The 22,496-nt window shown below is 35.2% G+C and carries 17 protein-coding genes; 5 read left to right on the top strand and 12 right to left on the bottom strand.

The genetic code is table 11. The features are described from left to right. Positions 1 to 180 precede the first annotated feature (180 nt). From ACRHOC_RS12205 to lspA, 3 genes are read left to right on the top strand one after another with little or no spacing between them, the layout of a single operon-like run. A complete protein-coding gene (locus tag ACRHOC_RS12205) occupies positions 181 to 1,113 on the top strand; it encodes a dihydrofolate reductase (RefSeq protein ID WP_431158928.1) in 933 nt (310 codons plus the stop codon). A gap of 36 nt (positions 1,114 to 1,149) precedes the next feature. Beyond that, positions 1,150 to 2,043 carry an ACP S-malonyltransferase gene (fabD, locus tag ACRHOC_RS12200; RefSeq protein WP_431158927.1) on the top strand — a complete coding sequence of 298 codons (894 nt, stop codon included), beginning with the start codon at positions 1,150 to 1,152 and terminating at the stop codon, positions 2,041 to 2,043. A gap of 12 nt (positions 2,044 to 2,055) precedes the next feature. After that, entirely contained in the window at positions 2,056 to 2,559 is a 504-nt protein-coding gene (gene lspA / locus ACRHOC_RS12195) for a signal peptidase II (RefSeq protein WP_431158926.1), read from the top strand. A gap of 13 nt (positions 2,560 to 2,572) precedes the next feature. Here lspA and galE read toward each other — a convergent pair whose 3' ends face one another. Both galE and ACRHOC_RS12185 read right to left on the bottom strand, forming a co-directional pair. Continuing rightward, the gene (gene galE, locus ACRHOC_RS12190) at positions 2,573 to 3,589 is read right to left on the bottom strand and encodes a UDP-glucose 4-epimerase GalE (RefSeq protein WP_431158925.1); all 1,017 of its coding nucleotides are present in this window, start codon (positions 3,587 to 3,589) and stop codon (positions 2,573 to 2,575) included. Positions 3,590 to 3,595: 6 nt separating this feature from the next. Beyond that, positions 3,596 to 4,756: a DegT/DnrJ/EryC1/StrS family aminotransferase gene (locus ACRHOC_RS12185; RefSeq protein WP_431158924.1), complete on the bottom strand. Its 1,161-nt coding sequence runs from the start codon at positions 4,754 to 4,756 to the stop codon at positions 3,596 to 3,598. Positions 4,757 to 4,875: 119 nt separating this feature from the next. Between ACRHOC_RS12185 and ACRHOC_RS12180 the strand changes: the two genes are divergently transcribed. Next, positions 4,876 to 6,111 (top strand): 3-deoxy-D-manno-octulosonic acid transferase, encoded by a 1,236-nt coding sequence (locus ACRHOC_RS12180; RefSeq protein ID WP_431158923.1) that lies wholly within the window; start codon positions 4,876 to 4,878, stop codon positions 6,109 to 6,111. 92 nt (positions 6,112 to 6,203) lie between these two features. Further along, the gene (locus ACRHOC_RS12175) at positions 6,204 to 6,581 is read left to right on the top strand and encodes a hypothetical protein (protein WP_431158922.1); all 378 of its coding nucleotides are present in this window, start codon (positions 6,204 to 6,206) and stop codon (positions 6,579 to 6,581) included. A gap of 39 nt (positions 6,582 to 6,620) precedes the next feature. Here the strand turns inward: ACRHOC_RS12175 and ACRHOC_RS12170 are convergent, their stop codons facing one another. From ACRHOC_RS12170 to ACRHOC_RS12125, 10 genes are all read right to left on the bottom strand, one after another. Next, the gene (locus ACRHOC_RS12170; RefSeq protein ID WP_431158921.1) at positions 6,621 to 7,625 is read right to left on the bottom strand and encodes a LacI family DNA-binding transcriptional regulator; all 1,005 of its coding nucleotides are present in this window, start codon (positions 7,623 to 7,625) and stop codon (positions 6,621 to 6,623) included. A 58-nt stretch (positions 7,626 to 7,683) separates the two neighbouring features. Further along, positions 7,684 to 9,801, bottom strand: coding sequence for a thioredoxin domain-containing protein (locus ACRHOC_RS12165; protein WP_431158920.1), 2,118 nt, complete (start codon positions 9,799 to 9,801; stop codon positions 7,684 to 7,686). A gap of 110 nt (positions 9,802 to 9,911) precedes the next feature. After that, the gene (locus ACRHOC_RS12160; protein ID WP_431158919.1) at positions 9,912 to 11,204 is read right to left on the bottom strand and encodes a T9SS type A sorting domain-containing protein; all 1,293 of its coding nucleotides are present in this window, start codon (positions 11,202 to 11,204) and stop codon (positions 9,912 to 9,914) included. 85 nt (positions 11,205 to 11,289) lie between these two features. Beyond that, positions 11,290 to 12,684 (bottom strand): T9SS type A sorting domain-containing protein, encoded by a 1,395-nt coding sequence (locus ACRHOC_RS12155; protein ID WP_431158918.1) that lies wholly within the window; start codon positions 12,682 to 12,684, stop codon positions 11,290 to 11,292. Positions 12,685 to 12,889: 205 nt separating this feature from the next. Further along, positions 12,890 to 16,189 carry a VCBS repeat-containing protein gene (locus ACRHOC_RS12150; RefSeq protein ID WP_431158917.1) on the bottom strand — a complete coding sequence of 1,100 codons (3,300 nt, stop codon included), beginning with the start codon at positions 16,187 to 16,189 and terminating at the stop codon, positions 12,890 to 12,892. 72 nt (positions 16,190 to 16,261) lie between these two features. After that, complete coding sequence (locus tag ACRHOC_RS12145) at positions 16,262 to 17,155, bottom strand: glycosyl hydrolase family 17 protein (protein WP_431158916.1); 894 nt, start codon at positions 17,153 to 17,155, stop codon at positions 16,262 to 16,264. Between the two features lie 12 nt (positions 17,156 to 17,167). Then, positions 17,168 to 18,085, bottom strand: coding sequence for a glycosyl hydrolase family 17 protein (locus tag ACRHOC_RS12140; protein WP_431158915.1), 918 nt, complete (start codon positions 18,083 to 18,085; stop codon positions 17,168 to 17,170). Between the two features lie 23 nt (positions 18,086 to 18,108). Further along, positions 18,109 to 19,674: an MFS transporter gene (locus tag ACRHOC_RS12135; protein WP_431158914.1), complete on the bottom strand. Its 1,566-nt coding sequence runs from the start codon at positions 19,672 to 19,674 to the stop codon at positions 18,109 to 18,111. Between the two features lie 25 nt (positions 19,675 to 19,699). Continuing rightward, a complete protein-coding gene (locus tag ACRHOC_RS12130) occupies positions 19,700 to 21,196 on the bottom strand; it encodes a glycoside hydrolase family 30 protein (protein ID WP_431158913.1) in 1,497 nt (498 codons plus the stop codon). A gap of 3 nt (positions 21,197 to 21,199) precedes the next feature. Continuing rightward, positions 21,200 to 22,495 (bottom strand): glycosyl hydrolase family 17 protein, encoded by a 1,296-nt coding sequence (locus tag ACRHOC_RS12125; RefSeq protein ID WP_431158912.1) that lies wholly within the window; start codon positions 22,493 to 22,495, stop codon positions 21,200 to 21,202. Position 22,496 lies beyond the last annotated feature (1 nt).

The raw sequence follows: 22,496 nt of genomic DNA, 5'->3' as shown, positions 1-22,496 counted from the left end.
CTTTTTGATAAACTAGACAATTTTACAGCGCATATTTTATGAGATTCTTAATGTGTTTTACAGGGTTTAACGCTTGATTTTCAACTATATCGTTTGCGAATAAACCCGAGATACGACAGCTAAAAATCACTACAACGTTTTAGTTAAAAATGGGTATCTTTATACCTTTAAATGACACTTATGTTTGGAAAGAAAAAACAGGTTTCTACAATAGATAAAGAACAACTAGAATTAATAGAATACGCCCAAAAACGTATCCGTCAAAAAAAGCGTTTATATATACATTTTGTCCTTTTTTTAATCGGCGCAGTATTTTTAATTATTGCCAATACTGTTTTAGGAATCGGAAAGGATTTTACGATTGCTGGAATAAACTGGTTTGTCTTTGCAATTCTGTTTTGGTTATTTCTTTTTGTTTACCACTTTATAAATGTGTTTATAACTAACAAGTTTATGGGTAAGGATTGGGAAAAACTTCAATTAGACAAACTTGTTGATAAGCAACAAAAGCGAATAGATGCACTTAAGCAGGATTTTTTAAAGGAAGAAACTAAAATTGCCCAGACTCAAGCCTATAACGAATCAAAATCCAAAGCATTAAAATCAAACGCAAAGAAAGATCAAGAATTGACCATTATTGTGGCCGCTGGAGAAAATAATGCCATTGGGAAAGACAATGACTTAATTTGGCATTTAAGTGATGACCTTAAACGTTTTAAGCAACTTACAAACGGTCACCATATTATTATGGGTAGGAAAACCTTCGAAAGTTTCCCAAAACCACTCCCAAATAGAACACACATCGTTATTACGAGACAAGATGATTATAAAGCTCCAGAAGGTGTTATCATTGTAAATAACCTAAATGATGCTATCGATGCTTCAAAAGGTGATGAGCAACCTTTTATCATTGGAGGTGGAGAAATTTATAAGCAATCGCTTGATCTTGTAGATAAATTAGAAATAACGCGAGTACATGCAACTTTTGAAAATGCAGACACCTTCTTCCCTGAAGTTGATAAATCCATCTGGAAAGAAATAAATCGTGTAACTCATGATGCAGATGAGAAGCATAAATACGCATTCTCATTTATTACCTATATCAGAAAATAAATATTTATATTTTTGCATCACTAAATTGATAACTCTATGAATGCATATATATTTCCTGGTCAAGGGGCACAGTTTTCTGGAATGGGTCTTGATCTTTATGAAAAATCACCTTTCGCCCAAGAATTATTTGAAAATGCGAATGACATATTAGGATTTCACATTACAGATATAATGTTTGAAGGTTCTGCTGAAGATCTCAAACAAACCAAAGTAACCCAACCTGCCATATTTCTACACTCGGTGATTTTGGCAAAAACACTTGGTGATACTTTTAAACCAGATATGGTCGCTGGGCATTCTCTAGGAGAGTTTTCTGCTTTAGTGGCTAATGGAACCTTAACTTTTGAAGATGGCTTAAAATTAGTTTCTCAGCGCGCTCAGGCTATGCAAAAAGCATGTGAAATTCAACCAAGTACAATGGCTGCTGTTTTAGGGCTTGATGATGATATCGTTGAAAAAGTATGTGCTATGACAGAAGGGGTTGTTGTTGCAGCAAATTATAATTGCCCAGGACAATTAGTGATCTCTGGAGAGATAGACGCCGTGAACAAAGCTTGTGAAACTTTAAAAGAAGAAGGCGCAAGACGCGCTTTGGTCTTACCTGTTGGTGGTGCTTTTCATTCTCCAATGATGGAACCTGCAAGAGAGGAGCTCGCTACTGCCATTGAAAACACAAGTTTTAACAAACCTAATTGCCCAATATATCAAAATGTAACTGCATCAGCAGTAACAGACGAAAATGAAATAAAAGCTAATCTTATTTCTCAGTTGACTGCTCCTGTACGATGGACGCAGTCGGTGCAGCAAATGGTAAATGACGGTGCTTCGCATTTCACTGAAGTTGGACCTGGAAAAGTTTTACAAGGATTAGTTAGAAAAATTCACAGAGAGGCTGAAACTTCGTCTGCAAATTTTGAATCAAATATCTAATCCTGCTAAGTTTTGAATAGAAACCTCTTTATAACCCTATTAATCATCTTTAATATTGCCATTGACCAGATTTCAAAGGCAATAGTTAGATCTAATATGATAGAAGGTGTACGTGGACAAATTGACTTAATAACAGATTATTTTCAACTCATATGGGTGGAAAATAAGGGTGCCTTTCTTGGAATGGGAAGCGACATGAACCCTACGTTAAAACTTATTTTCTTACTTATACTACCTACTTTAGTCCTCGGCTACGTTATCTACTATATTGTAAAAACAAAAGAGTTAGACCGTTTGAGTTTGATTGCTTTCTGTTGTATCGTTGGTGGTGGCATTGCCAATGTCTTTGACAGAATTGTCTACGGTCAGGTTACTGATTTTTTCTTTATTAGAATTACAGATACTATAAAAACTGGGATTTTTAATGTCGCAGATTTATCTGTCACTACAGGAATGATAATGCTATTGTTTAGTGGTGTTTTTACCAAAAAGACAAAAGCCGAAGTAGAAGCCTAATATTGAACTTTTCTTAACCTCTAATTTTTTTCTCCCAATTCCAAGCAGATGCCATAGCATCATCTAATGATAATTCTGTTTTCCACCCCAACACATCATTTGCATGGGTGGTATTGGCATAGGCCGCTGTAACATCACCCTCTCTACGGGCAACAATTTTGTAATTAAGTTTCTGACCAGAAACTTTTTCAAACGAATTAATTACTTCAAGAACAGTACTTCCCTTCCCTGTCCCCAAATTAAAGACTTCAAAATTAGAAACTGTTTTATTTTCCATTAAACGCTCTAAAGCAATAACATGTGCCTTTGCAACATCAACTACATGAATGTAATCTCTAACACAAGTCCCATCAGATGTTGGATAATCATCACCAAAAACTGATAATTGCTCTCTAAGTCCAATGGCTGTTTGAGTAATATAAGGCACAAGATTTTGTGGTACACCTATTGGCAATTCGCCAATCTCAGTACTTGGATGTGCACCAATTGGATTAAAATACCTTAGCGCGATAGCATTTAAATCTTTATATGCGCAGCAAGTATCTTTAATGACTTCCTCCCCAATCTGTTTTGTATTCCCATAAGGCGATTCCGCTAGTTTTATAGGTGCATCTTCTGTAATTGGTAATTTATCTGCTTGTCCATATACCGTACATGAAGAACTAAAAATAAAATTCTTTCTCTTTAATTCAGTTAGTTGCTGAAGAATATAAACAAGTGTAGTAATATTATTCTCATAATATAGAAGTGGATCTTTTACACTTTCACCCACGGCCTTGCTAGCAGCAAAATGAATAACGCCCTCTATATCTTTATGTTGATTGAAAAATCCATCTACATGTTGCTTATTTCTTAAATCCAAATTTACGAATATTGGCATTTTACCAGTAATCTTAACTATACCATTGATAACTTCGGCAGATGAATTACTTAAGTTATCTATGATTACAACGTCATATCCCTTATTCTGTAATTCGACAACGGTATGCGAGCCTATAAATCCTAGGCCACCTGTAACTAATACTTTCATTAAAAATTATTTGGAATTATTTATAAAATTTAAAACTGTAGTGGTTATCAATTCGATTTGTTCATCATCAAGTTCTGTATGCATTGGCAGAGAAATCACATTTTTTACAAGATCATTTGTAACTGCGAAATCCTCTTCATTATAGCGCTCATCTGCATATGCCTTTTGTAAGTGTAATGGGATCGGATAGTAGACACCACATGGTATTCCATTATTATTTAGATGCGCTACTAACCCATCTCTATCAATACCCTTAAGGTTTAATGTATATTGATGAAACACATGACAATCACAAGAACTACAAATTCCTTCACATTCTGTTTTACCACTTGGTACAGTTATGTTTGGGTGATTCTTTAAGGCCTCATTGTACTTTCGTGCTGTGTTTCTGCGTGTTCTATTATATTCATCTAAATGTGGCAGCTTGGCATCTAATACCGCAGCCTGAATAGAATCAAGTCTTGAATTAACACCAACTACATCATGATGGTAACGTTTATACATCCCATGATTAACAATACCTCTAATTGTATGCGCTAGATCATCATCATTGGTAAAAATTGCACCTCCATCACCATAACAACCAAGATTTTTTGATGGGAAGAAAGATGTTGACGCTACATCTCCAATAACTCCAGTTTTAACTTTTGAACCATCTTTATATGTGTAATTAGCACCGATACCTTGGGCATTATCTTCAATAACATAAAGATTATGCGCTTTGGCAACCTCTAAAATCTCTTCCATATTAGCAGCCAAACCAAATAAGTGAACAGGCACTATTGCCTTAGTCTTATGTGTTATAGCTTTCTTTATGGCTTCAGTATCAATGTTAAATGTAACTGGATCTACATCGACCAAAACAGGTGTTAATTGCAATAGTGCAATAACCTCTACAGTAGCGGCAAAAGTAAAATCAGCTGTGATAACTTCATCACCTGGTTTTAAACCAAGACCCATCATAGCAATTTGTAATGCATCCGTACCATTAGCACATGGTATCACATGTTTTACCCCTAAATAATCCTCTAAATTTTTCTGAAATTCATGAACTTTAGGACCATTTATAAATGCGGCACTCTCAAGTATTTCTTGTATTGAAGGATTTACAACATCTTTAATCTTGGAATATTGACTCTGTAGGTCAACCATTTGGATTTTCTTCATTCTAAAAACTTCCTTTATGTGTTAATCATTTAGGGACTTTGGCGAAAATACAAAATAGAAACTGCTAAGCCAATGCATTTAATTGAAAGAAATGTATTTTAGCATAAATATTTATCTTTTTGAAGTTATTTTATAACATAGGAATCTATGTGGCTAATCTTGTTTTACAGGTTTTAGCTTTATTTAATCCCAAAATAAAACTGGGTGTAAAAGGCAGAAAAAACACCTTCGCTCAGTTAAAGCAATCGCTTCTTCCTACAGATAAAACATTTTGGTTTCATTGTGCATCATTAGGAGAATATGAACAGGGACTTCCTATATTTGAAAAACTAAAAGCACTCTATCCTACACACAAGATTGTTCTCAGTTTTTTTTCACCTTCTGGTTACGAAGTAAGAAAGAATACAGATTTAGCTGATGTGGTAATTTATCTACCCATTGACACGAGTAAAAACGCAAAAAAATTCATAGATGTAGTAAATCCCGAACTCGTCATCTTTGTAAAGTACGAGATTTGGCCTAATTTATTATCAGAAATCAAAAAGCGAAAAATTAGAGCCCTACTTATTTCGGCCCTATTCCGTAAAAACCAATATTATTTTAAATGGTATGGTAGCATCATGAAAAATGCACTCTTTACCTTCGAACATATCTTCACCCAAAATATAAACTCTAAAAAATTACTCAATACTTTAGGATATGATAAAGTGACTGTTTCGGGAGACACCAGATTTGATCGAGTATCTAATCAATTGAAACTAGATAACGAATTAAAATTTATTGAAGATTTTATTGGCGAAAACTTATGCTTAATATTTGGTAGTACTTGGCCAGAAGACGATAAGCTTTTTATTGATTTTATTAACAATAGCAACATTAAAAACGTAAAATACCTCATTGCACCACACAATATTAAACCGAGCTATATCAATTCATTGAAAGACCAGATTAAACTTAAAACCACGTGTTTTACGGAAATGGCTGAGCCAACAATTAATCAAAGTGAGGTCTTCATTTTAGATACAATAGGTTTACTATCTAAAGCCTACAACTACGCAGATATTGCTTATGTTGGTGGTGGTGCTGGGACCACTGGACTTCATAATATCTTAGAACCAGCGGTATTTGGAATACCTATACTTATAGGAAAGAATTTTCAAGATTTCCCAGAAGCTGTGGCGCTTGTAAACAAGAAAGGTGTAATCTCTATTGATTCGAGTGAAGAATTTGACGCGCACATTAAAAGATTTGTTAAGAACCAAGATGAACGCTTAAATACTGGACAAATTAATAAGGAGTTCATCGAAAATAATAAGGGTGCCGTAAACCAAATACTAGATTACGTTCGTAAATAGTCTTGAGGCCTAGAGAAAATGTAAATAAAATGTTAAAATTTCATTAAAATTACTATTTTCGTAGGATAACAATAAACACTAAAACTATTAACATGAAAAGAATTGTAATGAGCTTGGCTTTAGTAGCTACTCTTGGTTTATCCTTAAACTCTTGTAGAGAAACAAAAGAAAAGGCAGAAGATGCTGTAGAAAATGCATCAGAGGCTGCGAATGATGCCGTAGATTCAGCTGCAGATGCTGTTGAGGATGCAAAAGAAGCCACTAGTGATGCCGTAGACGAAGCTACTGATGCTACTAACGATGCAATAGATAGCGCTAAAGATGCAGCAAATGATGCTGTAGATGCTGTAAAAGAAGGTGCAGAAGACATGGCAGATGACGTTAAGGATGCTGCTAACGACGCCGTAGATAAGGTAAAGGAAGCTGGCAATGATGCCGTTGAAAAAGCCAAAGGCTCTATAGGCAACTAGTTACTAGAACATAATTAATAAAGAAGCTTGATCTTAGGGTCAGGCTTTTTTTGTAGACCCACTTAGTTTAAGCTCACTTGGTACTACAATAGTTTGCAATTCATGCGTTTCACTGTTCAGATTTTCAATGAGTAGTTTTATGGACATTTCACCAATCTCGAATGCTTTTTGATGAATAATGGAAATCTTTGGACTAGATATAATTTGCGTGTTTTCATATCCAAAACCAATTACCGAAATATCCTCTGGAATCTTTCGCCCTAGTCGTCTTGCCATATTAATAGCTACAATTCCAGTAACATGATCATTGGAGATAATAGCGTCTATTTTATCATGTGCTTTCAGATAATCGTACATAGCCTGATTTACCTTTGGCTCATTATCTAATTTAAGGATATCACTTGGCAGATTATGCTCCTCTAATGCCTGCTGGTAGCCTTTCATTCGGAGTTTACCAACACTCAGTTCTTCAACATTGCTTATTAATAGAATATTTTTTCTATGTTCTTGCTCAATAAGATATTTGGTTGCTTCATATACAGATTGAAAATCATCTACAATAACCTTATCACAAACGATGTCCTTTATTACCCGATCAAACATCAATACCGGAATTTTTCTATTTATTATCGATTCTATATGATCCCATTTTGCCTTTACCTGAGTTTCTCTTGCCACAGCAATAATAAATCCATCAACACTCCCACTCGATAATAGTTCTAAACTTCTGGCCTCTTTTTCTACATTCTCTTCCGATAAACAAACTATAATATCATAATCATTCTTAGAAGCGGCTTTCTCTAGCCCATGCAATACCTCTGCAAAAAAAGGATTTATTACAGTTGGTAGAATTACACCAATGGTCTTAGTTTTGTTTGTTTTGAGTTGCTGTGCAATTCTATTGGGCTTGTAGTTGAGTTTCTCTGCAAGCTCATGGACTCTAATCTTAGTCTGCTCACTTATTTCATGGCTATCATTTAATGCCTTTGAAACTGTAGATACAGAGATGTTGAGTAGCTTAGCTAATTCCTTTAATGTGGTCATTAGTTAGTTGTTAGTTTCAATAATCTAAGCCTTAATGAATAAGGTTAGACTGTTACATTTATCTTTTAATCTGATTAAGGGCCACGTCTACTTCTGCAACAGGTAATTTACATGTACCATTTACACAAACGTAAATCGAAGTATTATCTTCTGTAAATTTATTAATTAATAATGGTAATTCATCATCAATAGTTGATCCTGCAACAATAATATTTGGTAAATAATGTGAATTCAAGTCCTTTAACTTCATTTCTGCCTCAGGTCCAATGATGGCCACCTCATAAAACGGCTTGGTATAATTTAGATATAGCTCTAACCAATTTGTAAAGGCTGTAGGTGCACTAGCGATATCCTCACTGATATTGGCTAACATCTGATTGGCCATTTCTGAGTAAGACTTATCATAAAAATAAAGCCCAAGTTTAAATAGGTTGATCGCCTGAACTGAATTTGAAGAAGGAATTACATTGTCATAGATTTCCAGCTTACGAGCGATTAAATTTGAATTTTCATTAGAGGTAAAATAGAACATTCCATTTTCGGGATTCTGAAAATTTGCTAATGAATAATCCATCAAAGTCTTAGCCAGGTCGAGCCAAGAACGATCCATAGTTACCTGATATAAATCAATATATGCGCTAACAACATGTGCATAATCCTCTGCAAATCCTAGGATTGTACTTTCACCATCTTTATAGCTATGCCATAAGCTCCCATTAGGTTGTATCTGTTTTTCCTTTATGAATAAAGCATTAGTCTTTGCAACTTGCAGATAATTCTCGTCACCCAAAGCCTTATAAGCATCTATATAGGCTTTTATCATAAGTGCATTCCATGAGGTTAATGCTTTTTGGTCTAATCGTGGTTTATTGCGTTTTTCTCTTTCCGATAATAACAGCGCCTTCCAAGTTTTTAGTTTGGTATTTAGTTCATCTTGTGCAATGTTGCTTGCTTTTAAAAAGTCCTTATCAGATTGCGTTATTAAAAGTACGTATTGTCCATTTTCCCAAAGACCATTGCTGTTAATATTGTAATAGCTTTTAAAGAGTGCATAATCTTCCGCGAGAAGTTCTTGAAGTTTGGCCTCTGTCCAAGTATAATAAACACCTTCTTCGAGTTCTCCATCTGCGTTTTCACTATCTGCATCTATAGAGGAATAAAATGTACCTTCAGAAGATGTCATTTCTTTAGCTATAAAATCTAGTGTTTCAATTATGATACGCTTATATTCTTCATTGTTAGTTAATTGAAAGGCCTCTGCGTATAAACTCACCAATTGAGCGTTATCATAGAGCATCTTTTCAAAGTGTGGCACGTGCCATCTATCATCAACTGAATATCTAGAAAAACCGCCTGCTAATTGATCATACAAACCACCGGAAGACATTTTATTCAATGTAGTTTCAACATAGGCCATTAGATCTTTATCATCTAATTGATGCGCATAACGCAAAGCAAAACTTAAATGGCTTGGCATCGGGAATTTTGGCGCTTTCTTTAAACCTCCCAAATCAAGATCAAAGTTCGTCTTTAAACTATCCACTATAGCAACTAAATTTGCAACTTCATATGGACTCGTCTCCTTTTTGACTTCAATTAAATCCGACTGCTTTACGCCTTCGGTAAGTCTATCCGCATAAGCTATCATCTCACTAGGTTCCTTATCGTAAAGTGATGAGGTCTGTTCTAATACTTTTAACCATTGGTCCTTTGAAAAATACGTGCCGCCAAATACAGGTCTTCCATCTGGTAATGCGATGACATTTAATGGCCAACCAGCACTACCTGTCATTAAAGTAACAGCATTAACATAAACCTGATCTACATCTGGTCGCTCCTCGCGGTCGACCTTAATGTTTATGAACTTTTCATTCATCAACTTTGCTACAGAATCATTTTCAAAGCTCTCTTCTTCCATGACGTGACACCAATGACAAGCTGAGTATCCTACTGAAATTACAATAAGTTTGTTTTCTGCTTTTGCTTTTGCCAAGGTCTCCGCATTCCAAGCCTTCCAATCCACTGGGTTGTACGCATGTTGTAACAAATATGGGCTTGTTTCATTAATAAGATCATTGGTTGGTCTAGAATCTATCTTATCTATAGAACTAGCTTCTTGTTTGCATCCAAGAAGAATGAAAAGGAAACCAAATATGACAACTAATTTTTTAATCATTATGATTTTACTGAATCTCGAAATTAAGGCAATTAAAGTAGATGGTAAAAGAAAAAGTGTGCTTATTTATAACAAACACACTTTTATCTTTTTAATTTAAAATATGGAATTTACTGCTTAACTAACTTTACAGTACGTGTGCCATTTTCACCTTCGATACGTGCAAAATAAACACCTGTTTTATATGAAGTCGCATCAATGGCTACCTCATTTGTATTTGGTACAATAGACAATATTTCTTTACCTAACATATCAAATAAAACCAACTTTGAGATTTCTGCCTTACTATTAATATTCCAATTGTTTGTTGTTGGATTTGGATAGACACCGACACTTTCTAAATCAAATTCACTTGTGGAAAGCGAGTTTTGAGTTAAAAGCAAGTTATCTATATATACAATACCATTGTTATCTACACTATCATTAAGTGGACTAAACTTCCATTGCCAAAATGCAGTATCTGCAAATCCAATATTTGTAAAAAATGACATTGGAATTTCAACTGTTGTCCAGGCCTCATTTACAATTGGTTCTTGAATGCTTATTTGATACTTATGTTCTGTTACACCTCCATCATTACTAATCATTACAAAATCAAAACCTACTACCATTGGTCCTGCCCAATAATCAAAAGAAACAAACCCGTATGATGATACATCATCAGGTCCTCCTTCACCTTGTCCCCATCCTGCAACACCAAAATTAAACTTAAGTGCGTTGTTTACATTAGCCGTATCATCCAAGTCTATTTCTCCAGAAAGTGTACCAAAGTCGTAAGCTACTGGAAAGTTAGTTGAATAACCTGGATTATCATTGTAGATGCTATAAACTTCAGAATCTGGTACTGTAGGAATTGACGCCGGTCCAGAAGGAACTGGATCTTCTGGTATTACTGCACCATTTGGCCCACTGATATCATCAATATAGTAGGTACCAGTTGCTGTATTTCCGCCACCAGCATCAGCGAATAGAACCAAAATTGGATAGTCATTTGCTAGCCCAGGTCCAAAATCTAAAGTTATCGTTTGCCAACCCGCTGCATTTGTATTAAAATATAATTCTGTTGCAACCGGCCCATTTGCCGCACCTTCTAGTTTGAGTAAATGCGTACGAGACGTCGCATCTGGTGCCCAAAAGTCTAAGGTAATTGTATTATTATTATCATCAGATAAATCTATGTAGGTGCCCATATTTAACGCAGCACCATCAAAGTCTACACCATTACTTGAAAGCTCCAACACCTGGTTACCAGCATCTGTTGGGTCTACAACAACTCCAACTGTAGCACCATTAAATGCGCTCCAGTTATCATCTTCTGCCACCTCAAAATCCAAAGGTAATTCTTGAGCCAATATTGATAAAGGCATTACAAGGGCAAGACATAAAATTGTAATTCTATTCATAGTTCTATAATTGAAAGATTAGTTATTTAAAAAAAAAGTGGTTGTAAAAACAACCACTTTTTTAGTTATTCTATCTGTAAAATAATTACTGTCTAATTAATTTCACTGTTTTCGTACCATTTACACCTTCAATACGCGCAAAATAAACTCCTGTTTTAAATGAAGTTGCATCAATAGTCACCTCATTAGAATTTGGTGCGATAGATAATACTTCTTTCCCTAAAATATCAAATAAGGCTAACTTAGTAATTTCTGAATTCCCGTTAATATTCCAATCATTATTTGTTGGATTAGGGAATACACTAAATTCAGCTGTTTCAAACTGATCCGTACTTAATACTTGGTTGTTATGGAAGTATATATTGTCTATGTATGCAGTACCTGCTTGAGTTGTAATTAAGAACTCCGTTAAAGCTTCTCTTGGGCTTATGCCAGCAGTCCAGTCAGTTAAAGGAACATCTACCGAAACCCATGTTTGATTTTGTGTTCCATCTCCTGGTAATGCAATAGTTAATTCACCTGCATTTGTTTCACCAGCACCTCCAGTATGATTAGACCATTTTAAATTAAATACCATTCCTGCAGAATAAGCATCAGCTATAAAGTAATCCATGTGGAAATGAGTCATAGCCGTTGCGTCAGTTACAGTTCCTAATCCTGAACCCATGAAACCGCCTCCAAAAGAGATTTCTAATAAATCGTTAGCAGCATAAGTCTCTTCGGTGAAATCTGAACCATCCCACGGCACGTTGTTTAAACCAACTTCTGTACCGTATGCATCTCCATAAATAGAGATTACATCACCTGGATCTCTTGCAGGTGGAGTTGGTGGCGCTGTTGTTGGTTCCGCTGGACATGCATCACATACACTACCACCACAATCAACACCTGTCTCATCACCATTTTGTATTCCATCAGAACATGTTGGTCCTGTTGGTACAGTACCTGCAATATTATCAACATATACAGTTCTATCTATAGAAGGATCGATGTATCCAGGACCAGAAGGATCCCAATTAGGATAAACTACAAAGTTTGAATAAGTACCATCAGCTGGAGCTGTACCATCAAGCCCAGTATCAAATGTTGCCGTTAAAGTTTCCCATCCACTACCAGTGTGAGTCACTGAAGTTGCAGAATCAGGACCACTATCCGTACTAGCAGTTACCTTTACAAGAATAGAAATAGGTGTTGTGGAATAAACATCTAAAGTCATAGTTGGATCTCCTGTGTAGACTTCAACATTTTGATCAATACTAATATTGATTCCTTGCCATACTTGCTGACCAGCTGTTGCGACAACTTGTGCTACATTCGCACTTCCATTATCTGCATCCACCGATGGATTGGCAACTACAGAACCAGCTCCTCCACCAAATGGTCCGTAAGGTCCATCTCCATCTTCAAAATCTTGAACGACGGTCTGCGAGAAACCAAAAGCCGTAATTAACACGGCTAATAAAAATGTAATTTTTTTCATGTTTGTTTAATATTTAGTTAATATTTAATACAATAACGTGATAATTATTCATTTTTTAGGTTAAAACAACCTATACAAAAACTATACACAACGAATTTTAACAAGTTATCATTAAAGCCAAATAAATTGTTTTTAATTGATTTTCAGGCACTTAAGAAGCTAATCCAAGAAATTGGCAATTTAGAGAAACCACTACAACTAAAAATTAACTCTTTAATTCGAATAACTCTATTTTAGAATTGTTATTTGTTACCAACAACAGCTCTTTGCTTCCAATTTTTATAGTTTTTAAATTTCTACTATCATTTGGCACGTAAAAACCACTTTCACTTGGAGTTAGTGGCGTATAAGATCCTTCATCTGAACCAATTAATACACTTCCAAAACCAGCATCATAGCGTGTCGTTTCAACCTCTACCCCAAAGTGGTTTCCAGCAATAATAATATCTTTGATGCCATCTCCATTTACATCTTTTACTATGGACGACTTTATTGGAGAGAACTGTGCTTGATTAGGAAGAGTTTTTCTTACTAACGATCCCGAATCATTGAATAAAACAACACTTTCAAAACTTTTAATTTCATACATCACAGCTTCATCTACTTTATCTTCTGGGAGTATTTCAAAAAGCTTTGAAGATGCAAAACTGTGGTAATCCTCAAACTTCTCAGCAACATACGGCATCTGCTGACTTGTACATTCTCTTCCTCTTACAGGCACATAATCATCTTTATAAAATTTTGCCAGAACAATATCATTGGTACCATTGTTATCAAAATCATTGGCATATACCTTAAAAGGATGTTCTTCCGTAGCTTTAAATTTATTATTCTTACCAAGATTGCCAAGGATGTAATCATCATCACCGTCACCATCTAAATCTGAGGCCGTAATCGACCACCAGATACCTCTGGTATCCTCTAGTCCATATTGAGTTGAAGCATCTTCAAACCTACCATTGGTATTTAAAAGTACTTTAGGTTGCATCCATTCACCAACAATCATTAAATCTTCATTACCGTCTTTATTAATGTCTGTAAAAACAGCATCAGTGACCATTCCAATATTTTTTAAATCTGGTGCAATCTCACTATTTGCTTTACTGAATTTTCCATTTTCATTTAGTAAAATATAACTATCAGCAGGGAAGGCATAACGTCCAGGAATTACACGTGTACCGATAAACAAATCTAAGTCGCCATCATTATCTATATCTGATGCTTTGACACACTGCGTACTTGCACTGATTTTAGGCAATGCATTCTGCGACTTCTTAAATTGACCATTACCGTCATTTATATAAAGCCTGTCAATAAGATTTTTATCGCCATGCTTATATTCGCTACCACCACTAGTAACATATAAGTCTACGTCTCCATCATTATCAACATCAAAAAATAAACAACCCAAATCTTCAGACGCTTTATCTTCTGCCCATGGTTGGTTTTGTGCCAAGGTAAATGCTCCAGAACCATTTTGAATGTATAGAACGCCCGATTGTCCCATTGCACCTCCTATAAAGAGATCATCTAAGCCATCATTATTAATATCAGCAACTTCAGCAAAAGGCCCATTTTGGGATATATTATGAGGCAATAAGATTTCCTCAACATATTCATCAAAATAATTTTCTTGATGCTTATAGTCTATCCCAAAATCTTTTGACTCAACTTTGGCAAGAAGCCTATTATTTTCTATATCATCCTTTTTATAAGGTTTTGCATCAGAATACTTTGCCGTAACAACTCGATTCGCTTGTACATTCTCAAATACATTAGATGTGCCGTTAGACCAAATTACCTCAACCTTATCTAATAACGTGGTCTTACCTAAGCCAAAAAACAAACCTGGTTCAACAGCTGAAAAATAACCTCGCGTATTATAATGTTCTGCCACTTGTTGTTCTCCATCGTAACTAATTACCACTTTTGCTCCAATACCTATCGTATTGAGATCAGAACCTTCAAAGTTTATCTTTATAAAATTACCATTGGCTGTATTCTCATAAACATGAGCATAATCCTCCATATTATTAATTACAATGTCCAGATCACCATCGTTATCTAAATCACCATAGGCCATTCCACTAGAGTAAGTAGGTGTATCAAAACTCCAATCCTTGCTAGAATCCTTGAAACTATAGTCACCTTTGTTTACAAAAATTTGATTTCCAATTTTCTTTTTAGGTGCTTTTTTACTGAGTTCAAAAAAATGATCTACTGAAACATCTTTTAATCCTACTAGAGATGCCTTATAGTCATTGTTTAAAAGGTCATATTTTACACCATTAGATATGATAATATCCTTGAAACCATCATTATTAAAATCTTGCATTAAGCCAGACCAACTCCAATCTGTTCTCGAAATTCCGATTTGATTTGAAATATCTGAAAACTCACCTTCATTTACATTAACCTGAAGTGCATTCTTCATGTATTGATAATGGCTCCCATCATTTACTAATTGATAGAATCTATCTGAATCCATTGAAGGCATATTTACTTTAGATCTATAGTGATCCGATGGTGTCATATCAATTGTTAATACATCCTGCTGTCCGTCATTATTTATATCATTAATGTCAATGCCCATACTGTAAAATGAAATATGTTTCATTTTATCATTTATCACATTGGTGAATGTTTTATCTTTATTATTAAGCAAATACAAATCAGGTTGCTCATAATCATTAGTAACATATAAGTCAGTCCAACCATCATTATTTAAATCTCCAGCACAAACACCTAGACCATATTTATAAGTCTTACCAATTAAACCAGCGTTTTCAGTAATATTTTTAAACTTGCCGTTAATATTTTCATAGAGTCTATCACCAAAAAATTTGTAATCTTTCTTTGGTATATCATGAATTAGAAAAAGTTTTGCGTCGGCTGGCTGATTGACTTGATACATATCAAGATCTCCATCATTATCCATATCGAAAAATATAGCTTGGGATGAAAACCCCACATCCGCAAGTCCGTATTTCTGAGCTGATTCTGTAAAGGTTAAGTCTTGATTATTAATATACAGTAGATTACTTCTGTCCTCCAGTTTTATCGAATTTCCATTTCTACTCATGTAGATATCCAAATAACCATCTGAATTAATATCTACCATAGTAACACCCCAAGTCCATCCGGGTTTACGCGCAATTTTTGAAGATTTAGTAATATCTTCAAACTTAAGATTCCCTTTATTGAGATACAATCTGTCATTGACTTGATTGCCTCCAAAAAAGACATCAGATAATCCATCATTATTGATATCTCCAATGGCAACACCAGAACCACTGTAAATCTGACTAAAATAGAAGTGGTTAAACTCTGGGGTTTCATTGATTTTATTATTAAAATCAATCCCTGTCTGCTCAGGTGACAATAATTTAAATCCTTCGGTCAACTCACTAGGATTTAAATCTCTAATTGGTTGATCATTACAGTTTGAAACTAATAAATAAAGAGTAAAAACCTTAATTAAGCTCTTATTGAATTTCTTTTTCATACTTTTTCAATTCACTTTTGTAAAGATAAAGAAACACCAAGATTTAATTGAATTTTGAAAACAAAAGCTAAACTAGGAATACTTAAGCTTTTCGTCTTTATCCCAAATACCCCAATATGCTCCAACATCGCCTTCAGCACCAACTTTCCAAGATTCATCAAAACCAGAGAAATAGAATATTTCGATATCCTCTTCTTGAGACCATTTTTGAGTATTAATAAAGTATTTAATGGCATTAGCTTCGGATGGAAAGGCACCTTGTAGATTTGTACCTTCACTTGGCCAGCCTGTTTCCGTAATCACCACTCGTTTGCCGTTACCAGCTAGTTTGGCTTTGTTATACATATCCTTCATATAAAGTAAAGAATAGTCCAAATCACAGCCTTCCCAAAATGGATAGCAATTTGCTAAAATAATATCGCATGCTTCCGTTATGGCTGGTCGCTCTTCGAACTCATAATAAGCATCAACGTAACCTACCGGAACCTGTAAATTCTTAATGGAATCTTTTACATAATGTAGTTTTCCCAGTAACTCCGCTTCAGTCAAATCACCTCTATACATCACTTCATTTCCGACTGCTGCGATGTCTACCAACCCATTATGGCATAAACTGATTAAGCCTTCGAGTTCTCTTTCATTAATTTCTGGATCATCACCCAACCAAGCACCGACGAGTGTCTTCATTCCCATTTCTCTGGCGATTTTTGGTATAAGTTCATTACCATCTGTACATGAGAAAGAACGAATCCAATTGGTATAAGGTTTAATGATTTTTAATCTTCTGCGAATCTGTTTCTCAGATAATTGATCACCGGGTTTTTGTCCTTCTTGATAAGGACTAGAACATAAACCATGCATCCCAGATTTTAAAGTAGTTTTAAACATGGCCTTTAACTCATCAAGAGATTTCCCTTGATAATCCATGGAAGCTAGTGCAAAGTACTTTTCTTTTCTCCGTGACATGAAACGTCCTAATTAAACAAATTTTAGATTTTCGTGCTTATCCCATAAGCCCCAATATGCTCCTACATCGCCCTCATCACCCGTTTTCCAAGACTCATCAAACGACGAAAAGTAGAAAATTGGGATATCATTCTTTTTGGTCCACGTAATGGTATCTATAAAATATTTCATAGCAGCCTCATCACCTGCTATAGCACCATTAAATCCACCTCCTTCACTTGGCCAACCTGTTTCTGTGATAATTATAGGCTTTCCTTGAGCAGCATCGACAACCTGACCATACATAGCTTGCATATGACCTAGTGAGTACTCAATTGGACAACCCTCCCAAAATGGATATAAATTAGCAAGTAGTACATCTGTATTTTCAACAATCTCAGGATGACGAGAAAATTCATAATAGGCATCTACATAACCCACAGGTATATCTAGGCCTTCTAGAGCATCTTTAACACGTTTAATATACTCTAGAAGTTCTTCTTTAGTTAAATCATTTCTATATAAGACTTCATTCCCAACAGCAGCAACATCAACATGTCCTGCCTTAGCTAGTGCAATTAATCCTTCTATTTCTTTTTCATTATCCTCCTTATCGTCACTCAACCATGCACCAACAAGAGTTTTTAAACCATGTTTTTTAGCCGCAACTGGAACATGTTCATTACCCTCAATACAGGAAAATGATCTGATGGCCGTTACATGCGGTTTTAAAATACTTATTCTACGTTCAACCTGCTTAAAGCTAATATGATCTCCTGGTTCTTGTCCATCCTCATACATACTAAAGCAAATCCCATGAAACCCATCATTTAATGTTTTTAACCATAGGGCTTTTAGTTCTTCTGTTGAAAAGCTTGAAAGGTCAAGGCCTTGCGTAGCAATTTGGCTATAACCTTTATAATCATAATAAGATTTCTCTCTGTAAGACATTTATAAAATTTATTTTTCTTTAATTATAATTCACCACGTCGCTCAATAAGCTCCGCTTTTATTTCTTTTGCACGTTCCTCAGTTAAGCTGTATTTCCACATTACCCAAATTGCCAATGCTGCAGTGGCAGAAGGCACAATAATATCGGCTATCCTCAAATTATTCATAGTCTCAATTGATTGCTCGGTAACATTTGGATCAAACCCAACTATACTTAAAATAACACCTCCTAATACTAATGCTATAGACTGACCAATTTTCACCATTAACCAGTATATAGCTCCAAAAGTTCCTTCTTTACGTGGCATCCCATTCTCCAATTCATCCAAATCACATACATCTGCAGTCATAGACATCATTAATGTAAATAAACCACCCATACCAAAAGCAAATAATGGAATAGGAACGAAGATTAACCAAGGAATTTCAGTTCCAGGATCTATACTAAACCAAGACATTCCTATATTCTCTAAAGTTGGATTTATGGATTCAAATATTGAACTCACTCCAGAGTTTAAACTTTTAGCTAAACCAGTCTGAGCAAATTCACTATTCAATTCTTTATCAAATCCCCACCATTTTAAAGTATATCCTATAATCGATAAAACTGTAGAAATAATGAATGCATTTTTCTTTCCCCATTTATTAGCCATTCTAGATATAATAGGAATCACAATAAAAGCGGTAATCATGGCATTAATCGTATTAAACCATGCAGGCCAAGTACCAGCAAGTTCATAACTTCCGTTGTACATGTAAAACACGATAATAAATACACCAAATGCAGCAACTAACTGAAAACCATTAAAGACTAAGAAGGTTGCCCCACAAAGCTTCATAAATGGTTTATTCTTTGAAACTTGTACGATCCCTGCCACCAATTCTTTCATATTTGAAGCTAGGGTCTTAAAGTTTATTTCCTTACGATTTTCCATGTGAGAGGAATCGATACCTTTACAGAATAAGGCTGGCAAAATTCCAAAAACGGCACACAATATACCAACAATTAAGGCCATCGTTCTTACGCCCTCAGTCTGCGTATTAAATGTCTCTGTATCAGGAATAATTACATATAACCATGGAACAATCATCCACGCAATTTGACCCATTGTGTTGGAAAACGCCATTAGTCTTGTGCGCTCATTATAATCTGAAGTCATTTCGTAACCCAATCCAACAAGTGGCGTTGCAAACATCGTATTACCTATTAAAAAGAGTAACTGAAGTATCATGACATGCCAGATAATATAGCTCTGAGAGGCATTGTCATCTAATTGCCACATTAAAAAGAAAAGAATACCACTTATAATGGCACCTACGAAAATATATGGCCTACGACGTCCCCATTTTGACTTGGTGTTGTCTGAAATAAAGCCCATTATTGGGTCGGTAATACTATCAAATATTCTTGGTAGTCCACCTAATAAACCTGCCCATAGTGGGTCGACACCCCAAGCAGTTAATAAAAAGAACTGAATAAATACGCCTAAAGTTCCTGGTAAAATATTTAAGATAAAATGGCCTGCGCCAAAGGCTGCTTTCTGACCTACAGGCACCTTATCCTTCGCTGAAGTTTTGTATTGTGACATGTATTTAGATATTAGTTAGTTAGTTTTATTTCGTTTTTGTTGGTATTATTAAAGTTTGTATGGCCTGAGCATTAATTAATAACTTCTTAGTACTATCGCCAAGGTTAAGTGAAAATGCTTTATCCTCCAGACCTTCATTAAAAATGACAACAGCAATAGAATTATCAGGATTCTTAGCCGCTGCAATCATTAGTTCCTTATCTGTGTGATCAACGCCAACAACCTCTGCACCTGGTCTGATATACTTACTAAAATGTGCCATAGTATAATAGAGTGGTGTAAAATACACCTCATCTTTTTCTGGATCTACAATCACTGGTGCGATACACCAATTTTTAAACCAATTCGGTCCTCCTTTGGTATCTAATACCATGTTCCAGTCTACCCAACCATCAACCCAATTGTTTAGACATCCTATAATATCTCGAGCATATCTATTTACAGGAGCATATTTAGGATGAAGATGTTTGTCTTCTTCAGGTGCCCAAGTGAAACCCCAATCAGTAGCCTCTTTTTTCCAATACCAAGCATCATCTTTCCAAACTGGTACTTCGGCATCTATACAAGCTTCAGATTGAATAAGAAGTTTATCTGGTGCTTTGTTATGTGCATTTTGTAATTCATCCTGAAAGACCTCAAAAGTACTTGCATACCAATGTATTGCTGTTCCATCAAAATATTTAGAAGACTCTTCAGTTCTAAATTGAGATTCTACCCACTCACTGAGATGCTCTCTATTTTGGTCGTATCCTAATATTTTTAAATCACCTTTTCCATCTGCATCGAGCTTTGGTCCTAAATGATTAACTACGAAGTCAGTCATCTCATCTGGCGTATAATGCATACTTTCCCAATTGTTACCATTACCCAATGGCTCGTTCTCTACAGTAAATCCCCAAAGATCTATTCCTTGTTCTTTATAGGCATCTGCGTACTTTGCAAAAAATAAAGCCCATGTAGAATAATATTCTGGTAATAATTTTCCACCTACCCAGTCCTTATTATCTTTCATCCATGGTGGTGCTGTCCATGGTGATGCAAAAAGCTTAAATCCATCTTGAGAAACAGCTTTCGCATCTTTAATCATAGGAATCAAATCATCCAAATCTTCTTTAACCGAAAAATCTTTTAATTCTTTATCTTCAGTAGGAGCATAGGAGTATTGGCCTAAAGAAAAATCGCAAGAATTCATATGTGTTCTACATAACGAATAATTTGCACCATCTTGACTAAAATAGGCTTGTAAAATTTTATCTCTATTTTCTTTACTTAGTTGATTTAAGAGATAAGCTGAAGATTCTGTAAAGGCACCTCCAAAGCCTGTTATTGTTTGAAATTTTTGATCTGGATTTATTGTAATTGATGAAGCTGAATCTAAAGCTTTAAATTCTGTGAGTTTTGTTAATTGATTTCCATTGACTGAAGTTTCATAGACTTCAACTTCAAGGGCTTTACTTTCTTCGTTATTACAACTCATCGTAGCTAATATTAAGCAACAAATACCAAATCTTAATCCTTTCATAGTTTATCGATTTACCATAATTTCTTCTTCTGTTGGTGGGACTAAAACATCTTCTAAAAGTGTCTTTTTATCTCCTTCATAGGTTTTAGTGATCTCATTACCATTGCGCGTGAGACCTGTAAAAATTCCCTTATCCACTAAATCCCAAATTGGAAATTTAGCCTTACCATCTATAGTAAATAATCCAAAATGATTCTCCGATCCTTTAGGATTATGCGAATCTTTCCATTGTTCATTAAAGGCTTCAAAATAAAAACATGAAATCCCTGCACGATTCGTCCATCGACGCATTTGTTTATAGTATAAACCTTGCTTGTACTCATCGGTTGCTCTAGATCCATTTGGACCATAATGACCTGTTGATGTTGTAGCCCAACCCGTTTCTCCAATATGAACCGGTTTATTTACACCTAAACTTTTCATATAATTAGTCACGCTATCATATTGCTTCTGAGCGAACTTTATAGCACGTTCCATAGCCATTTCAATTTTTGTAGAATCTGGCATTCCGGCATGTGCCTCTGGTATTCCCCAAAATTCTGGATTGTAATGGGTATTATGATAAGGATAGGTATGCATAGAAATGAAATCTACCTCCTTAATTAAGTTTTCTAAGTCTTTTACATGATATTGGGAATCACCTCCTCCCCAAGAGGAAAAATCATCAGAACTTGTTATCCACAGGTCTTTGGGTAATTTTCCTTCTTTTTTAAGATTTTGAAGGTGTGTTACCCACTTTAATATTACATCTGGTTGAACATAATAAGAAGTCGCCCATTTTACCATAGCTTCATTACCAACAGCAATAACCTTTACAATATCCGGGTATTTATTAGCTAAGGCGACTGCTCGCTCAATCTCACCTTCATTATTTGGGCTTTCAACATTATGGTTTGGCACCTTATCTGTCCAAGCATTAAGGCAGTCGATCCAAGCACCAAGCATCACGTACATCTCAAAATTTTCGTCTTCCGATTTAAGTTCTGATATGGCTTTTAACACATTTGATGCATGTGGTAATTTTGGTTGCACATTATAAGTTCTCAGCACCTTAACTCCCATTGCAGAGAGTATTTTTAAATCTTCCTTCAATTCTGGAATAGAAGGTTGACTGTCTCTCGTTTTTTCGCGATAACCACCATATGAAATTGCCAAATAATCCGGTTTACCTAAAATGTCTTTTGCTGTCACTTCTTTCTCTATTTGGGTTATAGTCTCTTGCTCCTTTTTGTTTTCTTCATTGCAAGACATCACGAAAATTATAGATAAAACACATGCTATTAATTTTCCTCTTGTCATG

The organism is Winogradskyella poriferorum, assembly GCF_050618035.1.
GTDB lineage: Bacteria > Bacteroidota > Bacteroidia > Flavobacteriales > Flavobacteriaceae > Winogradskyella > Winogradskyella poriferorum_A.
The sequence above is the reverse complement of the archived record's forward strand: the minus strand, read 5'-3'. Positions and strand labels throughout refer to the sequence as shown.